The 12949-nt window shown below is 70.9% G+C and carries 14 protein-coding genes and 1 pseudogene; 11 read left to right on the top strand and 4 right to left on the bottom strand.

What is annotated here, in order from left to right; genetic code table 11:
* Positions 1-29 precede the first annotated feature (29 nt).
* The gene (locus K2X24_RS13015) at positions 30-983 is read right to left on the bottom strand and encodes a class I SAM-dependent methyltransferase (RefSeq protein WP_292498728.1); all 954 of its coding nucleotides are present in this window, start codon (positions 981-983) and stop codon (positions 30-32) included.
* 125 nt (positions 984-1108) lie between these two features.
* Between K2X24_RS13015 and hemH the strand changes: the two genes are divergently transcribed.
* The 3 genes from hemH (at position 1109) to hisG (ending at position 4441) form a co-directional block, all read left to right on the top strand.
* The gene (gene hemH / locus K2X24_RS13010; RefSeq protein ID WP_292498725.1) at positions 1109-2197 is read left to right on the top strand and encodes a ferrochelatase; all 1089 of its coding nucleotides are present in this window, start codon (positions 1109-1111) and stop codon (positions 2195-2197) included.
* Positions 2198-2274: 77 nt separating this feature from the next.
* Positions 2275-3465, top strand: a complete 1191-nt coding sequence (locus K2X24_RS13005) for an ATP phosphoribosyltransferase regulatory subunit (protein WP_292498722.1) — start codon at positions 2275-2277, stop codon at positions 3463-3465.
* Positions 3458-4441, top strand: coding sequence for an ATP phosphoribosyltransferase (gene hisG / locus K2X24_RS13000; RefSeq protein WP_238281330.1), 984 nt, complete (start codon positions 3458-3460; stop codon positions 4439-4441). Before K2X24_RS13005 ends, hisG begins: the two co-directional genes overlap by 8 nt.
* A gap of 13 nt (positions 4442-4454) precedes the next feature.
* Here hisG and K2X24_RS12995 read toward each other — a convergent pair whose 3' ends face one another.
* The 3 genes from K2X24_RS12995 to K2X24_RS12985 form a co-directional block, all read right to left on the bottom strand.
* On the bottom strand, positions 4455-4805 hold the full coding sequence (locus K2X24_RS12995) for a lysozyme inhibitor LprI family protein (RefSeq protein ID WP_292498719.1): 351 nt from the start codon (positions 4803-4805) through the stop codon (positions 4455-4457).
* Positions 4806-4937: 132 nt separating this feature from the next.
* Positions 4938-5555 (bottom strand): Maf family protein, encoded by a 618-nt coding sequence (locus tag K2X24_RS12990; protein ID WP_292498777.1) that lies wholly within the window; start codon positions 5553-5555, stop codon positions 4938-4940.
* A gap of 28 nt (positions 5556-5583) precedes the next feature.
* Positions 5584-6414, bottom strand: coding sequence for a pyruvate, water dikinase regulatory protein (locus K2X24_RS12985; protein ID WP_292498718.1), 831 nt, complete (start codon positions 6412-6414; stop codon positions 5584-5586).
* A 520-nt stretch (positions 6415-6934) separates the two neighbouring features.
* Here K2X24_RS12985 and K2X24_RS12980 point away from each other — a divergent pair.
* The 8 genes and pseudogenes from K2X24_RS12980 to K2X24_RS12945 form a co-directional block, all read left to right on the top strand.
* A complete protein-coding gene (locus tag K2X24_RS12980; RefSeq protein ID WP_292498715.1) occupies positions 6935-8080 on the top strand; it encodes a uroporphyrinogen decarboxylase in 1146 nt (381 codons plus the stop codon).
* A 60-nt stretch (positions 8081-8140) separates the two neighbouring features.
* A complete protein-coding gene (locus K2X24_RS12975) occupies positions 8141-8530 on the top strand; it encodes a CopD family protein (protein ID WP_238281414.1) in 390 nt (129 codons plus the stop codon).
* 88 nt (positions 8531-8618) lie between these two features.
* On the top strand, positions 8619-9581 hold the full coding sequence (locus K2X24_RS12970; RefSeq protein WP_292498712.1) for a cation diffusion facilitator family transporter: 963 nt from the start codon (positions 8619-8621) through the stop codon (positions 9579-9581).
* Positions 9578-10411, top strand: coding sequence for a shikimate dehydrogenase (locus tag K2X24_RS12965; protein WP_292498710.1), 834 nt, complete (start codon positions 9578-9580; stop codon positions 10409-10411). Before K2X24_RS12970 ends, K2X24_RS12965 begins: the two co-directional genes overlap by 4 nt.
* Entirely contained in the window at positions 10408-11016 is a 609-nt protein-coding gene (coaE, locus tag K2X24_RS12960; RefSeq protein ID WP_292498707.1) for a dephospho-CoA kinase, read from the top strand. The genes K2X24_RS12965 and coaE overlap by 4 nt, the downstream gene beginning before the upstream one ends.
* A 58-nt stretch (positions 11017-11074) precedes the next feature.
* The gene (gene dnaQ, locus K2X24_RS12955) at positions 11075-11800 is read left to right on the top strand and encodes a DNA polymerase III subunit epsilon (RefSeq protein WP_292498704.1); all 726 of its coding nucleotides are present in this window, start codon (positions 11075-11077) and stop codon (positions 11798-11800) included.
* Between the two features lie 165 nt (positions 11801-11965).
* Positions 11966-12391, top strand: a complete 426-nt coding sequence (locus tag K2X24_RS12950) for a CopG family transcriptional regulator (RefSeq protein WP_292498701.1) — start codon at positions 11966-11968, stop codon at positions 12389-12391.
* Between the two features lie 148 nt (positions 12392-12539).
* A pseudogene (locus K2X24_RS12945) lies at positions 12540-12949 on the top strand (hypothetical protein); the annotation flags it as partial.

Raw genomic sequence — 12949 nt, 5'->3', positions numbered from 1 at the left:
GTGCGAGGGCCCGGCCCGCTTGTCAGTCGTCAGCGCGACACGAAGGTGTCGCGTACGGCCTTGGCGTTGCGGCGAAGCATCGGCCAGAGCCAGGCGCCGGAGACGAGGAAGACCACGGGCGGCGTCGGCTTCAGCTCGACGGCGAGGCGCCGGGCGAGGCCGGGGCAGGCCAGGGCGACCGGCGGCGCGTCGGTCTTGGCGTAGACCACGGTGGTGTCCTCGCGCGGGTAGTCCGGGTGCGGCACGAGACCGGCCCGGCGCGCCATGAGGTCGAAGGTCTCGCGCACGAAGCCGTGGACATGGGCGAAGTGGAAGCGCTCGTGCGGCGGCTTGCCGGTGGTAGCCATGTCGGGCACGGCCGCGAAGAGCACGCCGTCGGGTCTGAGCCAGCGGGACAGGCGCTCCATCACGTCGGCGGGGTCGCGCAGGTGTTCGAGCACGTGCCGGGTCGTGACGACGTCGAAATGTCCTTCCGGAAAACGCTCGTCGCCGGCATCGTCCAGCACCTCGACCCCGTGATGGGTGCGGGCGTAGTTGGCGTAGTCCCGGCCCGGCTCGATACCGATGGCCTCACAGCCCCGCGCGCGGGCCTCGGCCAGGAACTCGCCCGAGCCCGAGCCGAAATCGAGCACGCGGGCGCCCGGCTTCAGCTTGGGGGCCAGGAGTTCGGCGCGGCCGGCGGCCTCGCGGGCCGAGCGCTTGAGGTGGACGCGGGGCGGGCCGCCCGCGAAGGCGAGCTGGTAATCAGCCCGGTAGGCGTCGGCGTAGTAGGCGGACAGCTCGGCCGGGGTCGGCATCGGATCGGTGCGGATCAGGCCGCACTGGGTGCAGGCGACGGAGGTCAGGCGCTTCAGCCGGCGGTCGCTCTCGGCGATCGTCACGGAATCCGCCGAGCCACAGAGATTGCAGGCGGTCGGCCCCCCCGTATAGGGATAGCCGGTGAAGGGCATGAAGTGGTTGAGGAAGTACCGGGGAGACGGCATGTCGCGCCTTCATCCATCGCGTGATCGCTGGAAGGCTCCGTGCTCTAGATAGATATCCCCAACGACACAACCTTTGTGAACCCGCCGCTCTCAAGCGCTCATCTCCAGAGCGATACGGAAACCCGATGAACGAACGCGTCGCACCGCCGCTCCCGCAGGATGGCCTGTCGCTCCGGACCCAGGCGTCCCTGCCGCAGGGCGCGCCCCTGCCGACCGAGCATCCGCCTGTGCGCTGGGGCCGCGTCGGCGTGCTCCTGATGAATCTCGGCACGCCGGAGGGCACGAGCTACTGGCCGATGCGCCGCTACCTCAAGGAGTTCCTCTCCGACCGCCGGGTGATCGAGGTCCCGCGCCTGATCTGGTGGCCGCTCCTCAACCTCGTCATCCTGACGAAGCGCCCGGGGCCGAAGGGCCGCGACTACGCGTCCGTCTGGAACAACGAGCGCGACGAGGGCCCCCTGAAGACCATCACCCGCGGCCAGGCCGAGCGCCTGCAGGCGGCGATGGGTGATTCGGTGGTGGTCGACTGGGCCATGCGCTACGGCAAGCCGGAGGTTTCGGTGCGCATCCAGGCGCTCCTCGACCAGGGCTGCGACCGCATCCTCCTGGTGCCGCTCTATCCCCAGTACGCCGCCGCGACCTCGGCCACCGCCTGCGACCAGGCCTTCAAGGCCCTGATGCAGATGCGCTGGCAGCCGACGGTCCGCGTCTCGCCGCCCTATCACGACGACCCCGTCTACATCGACGCGATGGCGACCTCGATCCGCGAGGGCCTGGCCAAGCTCGACTTCGAGCCCGAGGTGATCCTGACCTCGTTCCACGGGGTGCCGAAGAGCTACCTCCTCAAGGGCGACCCCTACCATTGCCAGTGCGTGAAGACGGGCCGCCTGATCCGCGAGGCGCTCGGCTTCTCGACCGAGAAGATGCGCACCACCTTCCAGTCGCGCTTCGGCAACGAGGAATGGCTGCGGCCCTATACCGACGAGACGGTGCAGACGCTCGCCAAGAGCGGGGTGAAGCGCATGGCGATCGTGGCGCCCGGCTTCACCGCCGACTGCCTCGAGACCCTGGAGGAGCTCGACGGCGAGAACCGCCACTACTTCGAGGACAATGGCGGCGAGCGCTTCGCCTACATCCCCTGCCTCAACGACAGCGACCTCGGCATGCGGGTGATCGAGACCGTGGTCCGGCGCGAGTTGCAGGGCTGGGTCTAGGCATCCGTGAGTGGGGGCAGTCGCCAAGCGCGAGGGCGGTTGCTACTAGGGCCGGCGACGAAGCGGCAGGCGACACGATGACGAGACCGGAGGCAGGCGGGGGAACCGCCGGCGAACAATCGCAGGATCACCTGCGCCTGCTCAGCCATTTCCAGGAGGCCGGCTACGGCGCCGTGACGCCGCCGGTGCTGCAGCCGGTGGAGCCCTTCCTCGAATTGTCGGGCGAGGACATCCGCCGGCGCATCTTCGTGACGCAGGACGCCTCGGGCGCCGAGCTCTGCCTCAGGCCGGAATTCACGATCCCGGTCTGCCGCCACCACCTCGCGCGCACGCCCAAATTCTCAACGCCCAACGGTTCGCCGCAGGGCGCCGACTACAGCTATCTCGGACCCGTCTTCCGGCTGGCCGGCGACGAGCCGGACGAGTTCCTCCAGGCCGGCATCGAGTCGGTCGGGCGCACCGACACGCCGGCCGCCGACGCGGAGGTGATCGGCCTCGCCCTGGAAGGCCTTGCCCTGATGGGCCGCAGCGACATCGCGATCCGCCTCGGCGACATGGGCCTCGTCGACGCCCTGCTCGACGCCCTCAACGTGCCCCCCACCGCCAAGCGCCGGACGCTGCGCGCCCTGGCGGCGGGCCGCTCCCTCGACGCGATCACCAACGGCCTGCGCGCGGAGGACCCGCATGCGGGTCTGCTGGCCGCGATCCAGGGCCAGGACCCGAAGGGCGTGCGCGCCTTCGTGGAGGACGTGCTGTCGATCGCCGGCATCTCGCGGGTCGGCGGCCGCAGCGCCGGCGAGATCGCCGAGCGCTTCCTCGCCAAGGCCGCCGCGCAGGCGAGCGGCGGCTCCGGCCTCAATTCCGAGAACCGCGCCGTCATCGAGCGCTACCGCGCCATCGCGGGCGACCCCGACAGCGCGGCGGCGGCGGTGCGCGCCCTGGTGAAGGAGGCCGGCCTCGACCATCCGCCCCTCGATGCGGCCCTCGACCTGTTCGAGGAGCGCACCGGCTTCATGGCCGCCCGGGGCCTTCCCGTGGAGCGCTTCCGCTTCTCCGGCGGCTTCGCCCGCAACCTCGACTACTACACCGGCTTCATCTTCGAGGGCACGGCGCCGGGCACGACGGCGCCCCTGGTGGGCGGCGGCCGCTACGACGGGCTGCTCCAGCACCTCGGCAGCCCCGTGCCGGTGCCCGCCGTCGGCTGCGCCGTCTGGCTCTCGCGGGTGGCCGCCGATGCCTCGAACCCGAAGGACGCGACCGTTGGCTGAACCGGATTCCCTCGTCCTGGCGGTTCCCTCCAAGGGCCGGCTGCAAGAGAACGCCGCCGCCTTCTTCGCCCGCGCCGGCCTCAAGCTCGCCCAGAACACCGGCGCCCGCGACTATCGCGGAAAACTCGTCGGCGTGCCCGGCGTCGAGGTGCGCTACCTCTCGGCCTCCGAGATCGCGGCGCAGCTCGCCAGCGGCGCGGCCCATCTCGGCATCACCGGCGAGGACCTGATCCGCGAGTCGCTGCCCGACGCGCGCGGCCAGGTCGAGCTCCTGACGCCGCTCGGCTTCGGCCAGGCCACGGTCGTCGTCGCCGTGCCCCAGGCCTGGATCGACGTGCGCGCCATGAGCGACCTCGACGAGGTCGCGGCCGAGATGCGGGTGCGCCACGGCCAGCGCCTGCGCATCGCCACGAAGTACATCAACCTCACCCGCCGGTTCTTCGCCGAGCACGGGGTCGCGGACTATCGCATCGTCGAGAGCCTGGGCGCCACCGAGGGCGCGCCGGCGGCGGGCTCGGCCGAAATCATCGTCGACATCACCACCACGGGGGCGACGCTCGCCGCCAACGCCCTGAAGATCCTGGAGGACGGGATCATCCTGCGCTCGGAGGCGAACCTCGTCGCCTCCCTGAACGCGCCCTGGGGCGAGCCCCAGCGCCGGGCCCTGCGCGCCGTGCTCGGCCGCATCCAGGCCGAGGAGCGGGCGCGGACCACCCGCGAGGTCCGCGCAGCCATGCCGGACGACGGCGACATCGATCTGGCCGGCATCGCCGCCCTGCACGATGCCGCGCTGCCCTACGGCGCCCCGGAGGGCCGGGGCGGCGAGATGGTGCTGCACTGCCCCGTCGACGCGGTGTTCGATCTCGCCGACGCCCTGGTCAAGGCCGGCGCCGGGGCCGTGAACGTGCGCAAGATCGACTACGCCTTCACGCCCGACAACCCGCTGATGGACCGGCTGCTGAGCCGTCTCGGTTGATGTCCGCCGGCCCTTACAGCGGCCCCTGCTTGGCGAACTCCGAGAACACCGCCCGCAGGGTCTTCAGCCGGCCCTCGTAGGATTGCTTGAGGCAGCCAGTGTCGGCGCCGCAGGTGCGGCGCTCCGTGAGCCAAGCCTCCTGGTCCTCGCGCAGCTTGGCGTTGCCGCCCATGGGCAGCATGGCCCGCAGGATCTCGAAGCGCGTCGCCATCTCGACGTCGAGGTCGTTGAGGGGGAGGTGCGCGCAGATCGCCTTCTCGTCGGGCGTCTCGGCCTTGTCGCAGGGGAAGCTCGCGGCGGAAGCCGGGGCGGAGGCCAGCGTCAGCAGAAGGGTGCCGAGAAGGAAGCGGGGAAATCGGGTCATGCCGGGCCTCATGGGGTGAAGTCGATCCTGAGCAGGGTTCGCAAAAGTGGTTGCCGGTTCTGCGGCTGAAACCTGCGACATATCTAAAGAGCTGAGCAGGGTGACGCGTTGGCTTGCCACACGCGAACCTGCTTAGAACGCGAGCAAGCCCCGGTTCCGCAGCCGCGCCAGGAGCGGCAGCAGCGGAAGGCCGAGGATCGTGGAATGGTCGCCCGCGATCTCCGAGAACAGGTGGATGCCGAGGCCTTCGAGCTGGTAGCCGCCGACGCTGGCCCGAACCGTGTCGGCGCCCGCCAGATCCACGTAGGCCGCGATCTGTCGCGGATCGAGGGGCCGCATCGTCAGGCGGGCCGTCGCCACGAAGCGCTCGGCCACGGCGCCGTCCACCGCCAGGGCCACGGCGGAATGCAGGGCGTGGCTTCGCCCGGCGAGGCGCCCGATCTGGTCGCGGGCCGCGGCGAGATCCGCCGGCTTGTGGAACAGCGTCCCGTCGCAATCGAGCACCTGATCGGCGCCGATCACCACGCGGCCAGGCCGGCGCGCCGCCACGGCACCCGCCTTCGCCTCCGCCAGCCGCAGCGCCAGGGCGTCGGGCGCCAAGCCGGCGCAGGCCGCCTCCACGGCGCGCTCGTCCACCCCCGGCGCCTCGGTCTCCACGATGAGGCCCGCCCCTTCGAGGAGGCCGCGCCGGGTCGGGCTGGTGGAGGCGAGCAGCAGGGGCTGGGCCCCGCGCCAGAGGGTCGCGCTCATGGGAGCCGTGGTCATGGGAGCCCCGGTTTCAGGATGCGATGAACTTGAGGCGGTGCTCGCGGTGCAGGTCGAGAATCGCGGCGGCCGTCTCCTCGATGGAGCGCCGCGTCACGTCGATGGTCGGCCAGCGGTGCTTGGCGCAGAGCCGGCGGCAGGCCGCGATCTCGTCGGCCACGGCGCTGCGGTCGACATAGAGCGAGGAATCGTCGGCTTTCAGGCTGAGCAGCCGGTTCTGGCGGATCTGCACGATGCGCTCGGGGCTGGCCAGCAGCCCGACGAGGAGGGGTTTTCGCGCGTTCTCGAGGCTCTCGGGCAGGGGCATGCCCGGCACCAAGGGGAAGTTCGCGGTCTTCAGGCCGCGATTGGCGAGGTAGATCGCGGTCGGGGTCTTCGAGGTGCGGCTGACGCCGATGAGGATCACGTCCGCCTCGTCCACGTTGGGCGGCAGGTTGCCGTCGTCGTGCAGGAGCGTGAAGTTCATCGCATCGATGCGCTTGAAGTACTCGGCGTTGAGCATGTGCTGGGCGCCGGGCCGGGCCGTCGAATCCGCACCGAGATAGGATTGCAGCAGGGCATGCACCGGCTGCAGCACCGAGAGGCAGGGCGAGCCGGTCTCGCGGCAGGCCGCCTCCAGGCGCTCGGTGAGGTCGTGCCCCACCAGGGTGTAGAGCACGAGGCCGGGCGCGGCCTCGATCTCGGAGATCACCCGCTCCAGCTGCGGCCCCGAGCGCACCAGGGGATAGACGTGCTCGATCGCCGAGATGCCCTCGTACTGGGCGGCGGCCGCGCGACCCACGTTGATGAGGGTCTCCCCGGTCGAATCCGACACGAGGTGCAGGTGAAAATAGCTACGGCTCATCGAGGGGCAGTCTCCTCCGGCCTCGCGGCCAGGACCGCGTGCGGTCTTGTCCACCGGGCACGGTCAGGGGAGTCGATAAGGGTGGATAAGCCGGCTTCGTCGAGGGGTCCAGCCGGTCCCTGCCCCGTCTTGTCGACTCCGGCGTCAACACCCGATCGAACCGGCGCCGTTCCGGCGCGGGTTTGGGAGAATCCGGGAGCGCGGTGCGCACCTCGTCCGTCGGGCGCACGCAAGGCACTGTTGCACATCGCCTATCCGGGACATTGGACCCAATCCGTTAAAGCCTGCTTAACGCCGTGGCGGCGGGGACGCCCTGTGGACGGTTTTCCGCTCCCGCGTTGAGCCCCTCTAAAAGAAAAAACAGAGTCCTAGAATCTCTCTTTCCTTTTAGAAGGCCGGTGTAGGGACGACGTCCGGAGCGCCTCTGCGACGAACCGAAGGGAAGGGGTTTTCGAGGGGAGGACATCCGACGCTTCGGTGCTACAACCCGCTCCCAAGGGATCGGGACGTCGGAGATCGGATGAGCCAGGCTGTTGCAGAGGACCGCGGTGAAACCGACCGCGTGGTCCTGCGGGTTCTCGCAGGCGAGGCGCAGAGCCGCCCCCCCGCCTGGATGATGCGCCAGGCCGGGCGCTACCTGCCGGAATACCGTGAGGTCCGGGCCCGGGCCGGCTCCTTCCTCGACCTCTGCTACAATCCGGACTTCGCCACCGAGGTGACGCTGCAGCCGATCCGGCGCTTCGGCTTCGAGGCCTCGATCCTGTTCTCCGACATCCTCGTGATCCCGGACGCCCTCGGCCAGAACGTGCGCTTCGTCGAAGGGGAGGGGCCCCGCCTCGACGCCATGGCGGGCCGGGCCGAATTCGAGCGCCTGCGCGAGGCCGGCGACCCCGCGATTTTCGCGCACCTGGCCCCGGTCTTCGAGACCGTGCGGCGCCTGCGGGCGCAACTGCCGAACGAGACCACGCTGCTCGGCTTCTGCGGCGCGCCCTGGACGGTGGCGAGCTACATGATCGGCGGGCGCGGCACGCCGGACCTCGCCCCCGCCCGGGCGCTCGCCCGTCACGACACCGCCCTGGTGGAGGCGCTGATCGACCGCCTCGTCACGGTGCAGACCGAGTATCTCGTGCGCCAGCTCGAGGCCGGGGCCGACGCGGTGCAGATCTTCGAATCCCATGCCGGCGCCCTGCCCGACGCGCGCGGCGCGGGCGAGCCCTCCGAGGAGGCGGTCAACGACGTTTCCGAGAGCGCTCTGCCGGAAGCCGGCGCGCGCGATGCCCTGACGCGCTGGTCCCTCCAGCCGATCGCCCGGATGATCGCCGGGGTCCGGGCCCGCGTGCCGGGCGCGAAGATCATCGTGTTCGCGCGCGGCTCCGGCCTCGACGGCCATGCCCGCGTGGTGCCCGAAACCGCCGCCGACGCGGTCGGCGTCGACTGGTCGGTGGACCTCAAGGCCCTGCGCGACCGGGTGCCCGCCACCACGGTGACCCAGGGCAACGTCCATCCCGAGACCCTGATCGAGGGGGGCGCGGCCCTCGACGCGGCGGTGGACGGGGTGCTGGCCGCCACGGACGGCCTGCCGCACATCTTCAACCTCGGCCACGGCATCACGCCGCAGACGCCGATCGCGCATGTGGAGCGCATGCTGGCCCGGCTCCGGGGCTGAGGCGTGGACAGCCTCTACCCCTGGCTCAAGGCCGGGCATCTCGTCTCGCTCATCTCCTGGATGGCGGCGATGCTCTACCTGCCGCGCCTGTTCGTCTATCACGCCGCCCTGGTGCCGGGGCCGCATGCGGCGGCCCAGTCCGAGACCTTCAAGGTCATGGAGCGGCGCCTCTTGAAGGCGATCATGACCCCGGCGATGATCGCCACCTGGATCTTCGGACTGATCCTGGCCTGGATGAGCGGCTACTACGCGGCAGGCTGGCTCCAGGCGAAGTTCGTCCTGGTGCTGGCCATGAGCGGCGTCCACGGCTGGCTCGCCCGGATGGTCAAGGACTTCGCGGCCGACCGGAACACGCGGGGCCACAAGTTCTACCGGGTGCTCAACGAGGTGCCGACGCTCCTCATGATCGTGATCGTGATCCTGGCCGCCGTGAAGCCGAGTTTCGGGTGAGCGGTCCCAATCAGCGCGTTTCCCGCGAGGGAGGACGCGTTCCCCGCCCCGCACGGGGCAGGGACAGGACTGAACCGAGGCGGACCTGATGGCCGAGCACGCGCACGATCACCACGACCACAGCCACGCGCACGGGGGCGGCGGGCATTCCCATGGGGGCCATTCCCATGCGCCGGCCAGCTTCGGGCGGGCGTTCGCCATCGGCATCGCCCTGAACATCGCCTTCGTGATCATCGAGGCGATCTACGGTTTCGCCAGCGAGTCCATGGCCCTGGTGGCGGATGCCGGCCACAACCTCTCGGACGTGCTCGGGCTCATCGTCGCCTGGATCGCCTCGGTGCTGGTCAAGCGCGCGCCCACCGCCCGCTTCACCTACGGCCTGCGCGGTTCCTCGATCCTCGCCGCCCTGTTCAACGCGGTCTTCCTGCTGGTGGCCACCGGCGCCATCGCGTGGGAGGCCGTCGCCCGCCTGATCGCCCCCGAGCCGCAGCCGGTGGCGGGCCTGACCGTGATGGTGGTGGCCGGCATCGGCATCCTCATCAACGGGGCCACCGCCTGGCTCTTCGCCTCGGGCAGCAGCGACATCAACATCCGGGGTGCCTACCTGCACATGGTGGCGGATGCCGCCGTCTCGGCCGGCGTGGTGATCACCGGCCTGATCATCGTGCTGACGGGGGCGGCCTGGATCGACCCCGTGGTCAGCCTCGTCATCGCCGGCCTGATCGTCTGGGCGACCTGGGGCCTGCTGCGCGACAGCGTGGTGATGTCCCTCTCGGCGGTGCCCCCCGGCATCGACCCGGCGGCGGTGGGCGCCTACCTGCGGGGGCGCCCCGGCGTCGCCGACCTGCACGACCTCCACATCTGGTCGATGAGCACCACCGACATCGCCCTGACGGCCCACCTCGTCATGGCGGAACGCCACCCGGGCAACGCCTTCCTCAACACCGCCGCCACCGAGCTGAAGGCCCGCTTCGGCATCGCGCACGCCACGCTTCAGATCGAGGAAGCCGGCGGCCCCGCCTGCATCCTGGCCGGAGACTGCACCCCATGACCCGCGCCTTCGTCGTCGGCCATCCGATCGCGCATTCGCGCTCGCCCCTGATCCACGGACACTGGCTGCACGAACACGGCATCGCGGGCAGCTACGAGCGGATCGACGTGTCGCCCGAGGCCTTTCCGGCCTTCCTGGCCTCCTTGCGCGAGAACGGGTTCGCCGGCGGCAACGTCACCATCCCGCACAAGGAGGCCGCCTTCCGGCTGGTGGAGTCGCTCACTCCGCGCGCGGAAAAAATCGGGGCGGTCAACACCCTGTTCTTCGACGGGTCCGAGCGCCTCTGCGGCGACAACACCGACGCGCCGGGCTTCATCGCCCATCTCGACCAGACCCTCGGGTCGGACTGGACCGAACGGGGCGCCGGCACCGCCCTGGTGCTCGGCGCCGGGGGCGCCGCCCGCGCCATCGTGGTCGGCCTGCTGGAGCGTGGCCTCTCCCGGATCCGGGTCGCCAACCGCACGCTGGACCGGGCCGAGGCCCTGGTGGCCCTCGACCCCGCCCGGGTCGAGGCGGTGAGCTGGCTGGACCTGCCCGCCGCCCTGGCGCGCACGGGGCTCCTCGTGAACACCACCTCGCTGGGCATGGTCGGCCATCCGCCCCTCGTCCTCGATCTCTTCGACTTGTCCCGGGACGCCGCCGTCGCCGACATCGTCTACGCGCCCCTGGAGACGCCGCTGCTTGCCGCCGCGCGGGCGCGCGGCCTGTCGGCGGTGGACGGCCTCGGCATGCTGCTGCACCAGGCGGTGCCGGGCTTCGCCCGCTGGTTCCGGGTCACCCCGAGCGTGACGCCGGAGTTGCGCGCCCGCATCGTCGCGGACCTCGCATGACCCGTCCCCGCATCCTCGGCCTCACCGGCTCGATCGGCATGGGCAAGTCCGCCACCGCCGCGATGTTCGCCCGCCACGGCGTGCCGGTGCACGATGCGGATGCCGTCGTGCACGCCCTCTACGCGGCCGGTGGCGCGGCCGCCCCCGCCATCGGCGCGGCCTTTCCCGGCACTTTGGCGCCGGACGGCGCGGTGGACCGGACGCGCCTGCGCGAGGCCGTACTCGGATCGCCGGAGCGCCTGGCCGCTCTGGAGGCCCTGGTCCACCCCCTGGCCCAGGCGGCGGCGAGCGATTTCCTCGCCCGCCACGCCGACGCGCCCCTGGTGCTCCTCGACATCCCGCTGCTGTTCGAGACCGGCGCCGAGGCGCGCTGCGACGCGGTGCTGGTCGTCACCGCGCCCCTGGAGGTGCAGCGCGCCCGGGTGCTCGCCCGCCCCGGCATGGATGCGGCGACCTTCGAGGCGATCCGCGCCAAGCAGCTGCCCGATGCCGAGAAGCGCGCGCGGGCCGACTTCGTCCTCGACACCAGCCTCGGCTTCGCGCACGCCGAGGCGGAGGTCGCGGCGATCATCCGGCGCCTGAGCGGGAACACGAGCGCGCCTTGACGCCGTCTTAGGAGGGCGCATGGTCCGGTGGCGGAACGCCACCTGTCAGGACCCTTCGATGCTGCGCGAGATCGTTCTCGACACCGAGACCACCGGTACGGACGCCAAGAACGGCGACCGCCTCATCGAGATCGGCTGCGTCGAGCTGATCAACCACGTCCAGACCGGACGCTCCTACCACCAGTTCGTCAACCCGACCCGACCGGTCTCTCAGGGCGCCTTCGCGGTGCACGGGATCTCCGACGCCTTCCTGGCCGACAAGCCGCGCTTCGCCGACATCGTCGACGCGTTCCGCGACTTCTGCGGCGACGCGCCCCTAGTGATCCACAACGCGCCCTTCGACGTCGGCTTCCTCAACATGGAATACGCCCGCCTCGGCGCGGCCGCGCCCCCGCCCATCGATCTGGCCGACGTCGTCGACACCCTCCAGCTCGCCCGCCGCAAGCACACGGGGGCGGCCAACAACCTCGACGCCCTGTGTTCGCGCTACGGCATCGACACCACGCGGCGGACCAAGCACGGCGCTCTCCTCGACGCGCAGATCCTGGCGGAGGTCTATGTCGAGCTACTCGGCGGCAAGCAGACCAGCCTCGGTCTCGCCATGGTCGAGACCCACGATCCGGTCGCCCTCCTGGACGGCGCCGGAGAGAGCCTGCCGGCGGGGCCGCGCCGGCTGCGCCACCGCCTGACGGAGGCCGAGCGCGCCGCCCACGAGGCGTTCATCGCCACCCTCGGCGGCAACGCGGTCTGGCGCAGCTATCTCGGCGAGGACGGGGCGGCGTGATCCCGGGCGAACATTCCTCGCGGCCCGGGGTTAACGAGTCCGAGGGAACCGAGTCCCGTCACACCATCGTCGCGCCCGACGATTGTGCGATGCAAAACAATTCACATTGCAACGCGGGATGAGCCTCCCATATACCATCCAGGTGGATGGTACTGGGAAGGTGTGATGTTGGATCTCGTCGACAAGCCGAAGGCCGCGATCCGGGTCGGCGATACCGAGAAGGTCACGATCAATCTCGGCTTCGTGGACCTCGGTCACATCGACCTGCTCGTCTCGGAAAGCGTCTACGCCAACCGGAGCGACTTCATCCGCACCGCCGTGCGCAACCAGATCGCGCGCCACGGCGAGGTCACGCGCCAATCCGTGGCCCGCAAGGGCGTCGAACTCGGGTTGCGCCGCTACGACAAGGCCGAACTCGAGGCGGCGCGCGCGAGCGGGATCCGCCTCGACATCCGGGTGCTGGGCCTGGCCAGCATCGCCCCCGACGTCAGCCCCGAACTCGCCCGCGATGCCATCGCGTCGATCGAGGTGATGGGCAGCCTGCAGGCGACGCCGGACGTGAAGGCCGCCCTGGCCGATCGGCTCCTCTGAAGACGAGGCCGATGCGGCCGGTCGATCCCTGAGCGAAACCGAACCCCGTCGCTTCGAAGGAAATCTTCGGGGTTCGTAAGACAGCGTGTCTCCCCGCGTTCCCGACCTCGCATGGTTCGGCCTCGCGCCGAATTGGAAAGCGAAACCCATGACCGATCCTTCGAACCGGCTGCAGGACCGCCTCGCCGACATGATGGAGGCGACACGCCTCACGGCCGCCGGGCGCCTGCAGGACGCCACGGATCTTCTCCAGCGCGGCTTGAACGGGATGGGCCAGCCCGGCGCCCATTCCGCCGGATCGCCGACGCCCGGCCCAGGGCGCGGGGCGGCGAGTGCCCCCCACACCATCGACCTCGTGGCCGAGCGCATCGAGACCGCCTCGGGGCCTGAGCGCACCGGCGCCAAGGCGAAGGCGGCGCCGGCCGCCGCACCGGAGGAGGCGCCCCTCGCCGCGATCCTCCCCGAGAAGCTGCGCAAGGTCGTCGAGACCGTGACGCGCGGCATCGCCCCCGTGCTCGGGGGCCTCGGCAAGGCCGGGCGCGGGGGGAGCCAGAACGC

This window comes from Methylobacterium sp. (assembly GCF_019750675.1).
Classification (GTDB): domain Bacteria; phylum Pseudomonadota; class Alphaproteobacteria; order Rhizobiales; family Beijerinckiaceae; genus Methylobacterium.
This window is presented reverse-complemented; position numbering and strand designations above follow the sequence as displayed.

Coding starts and splice junctions, on each gene's coding strand:
- K2X24_RS13015 (WP_292498728.1), bottom strand. CDS start 983: ATGCCGTCTCCCCGGTACTTCCTCAACCACTTCATGCCCTTCACCGGC.
- hemH (WP_292498725.1), top strand. CDS start 1,109: ATGAACGAACGCGTCGCACCGCCGCTCCCGCAGGATGGCCTGTCGCTC.
- K2X24_RS13005 (WP_292498722.1), top strand. CDS start 2,275: ATGACGAGACCGGAGGCAGGCGGGGGAACCGCCGGCGAACAATCGCAG.
- K2X24_RS12995 (WP_292498719.1), bottom strand. CDS start 4,805: ATGACCCGATTTCCCCGCTTCCTTCTCGGCACCCTTCTGCTGACGCTG.
- K2X24_RS12990 (WP_292498777.1), bottom strand. CDS start 5,555: ATGAGCGCGACCCTCTGGCGCGGGGCCCAGCCCCTGCTGCTCGCCTCC.
- K2X24_RS12985 (WP_292498718.1), bottom strand. CDS start 6,414: ATGAGCCGTAGCTATTTTCACCTGCACCTCGTGTCGGATTCGACCGGG.
- K2X24_RS12980 (WP_292498715.1), top strand. CDS start 6,935: ATGAGCCAGGCTGTTGCAGAGGACCGCGGTGAAACCGACCGCGTGGTC.
- K2X24_RS12975 (WP_238281414.1), top strand. CDS start 8,141: ATGGCGGCGATGCTCTACCTGCCGCGCCTGTTCGTCTATCACGCCGCC.
- K2X24_RS12970 (WP_292498712.1), top strand. CDS start 8,619: ATGGCCGAGCACGCGCACGATCACCACGACCACAGCCACGCGCACGGG.
- K2X24_RS12965 (WP_292498710.1), top strand. CDS start 9,578: ATGACCCGCGCCTTCGTCGTCGGCCATCCGATCGCGCATTCGCGCTCG.
- coaE (WP_292498707.1), top strand. CDS start 10,408: ATGACCCGTCCCCGCATCCTCGGCCTCACCGGCTCGATCGGCATGGGC.
- dnaQ (WP_292498704.1), top strand. CDS start 11,075: ATGCTGCGCGAGATCGTTCTCGACACCGAGACCACCGGTACGGACGCC.
- K2X24_RS12950 (WP_292498701.1), top strand. CDS start 11,966: ATGTTGGATCTCGTCGACAAGCCGAAGGCCGCGATCCGGGTCGGCGAT.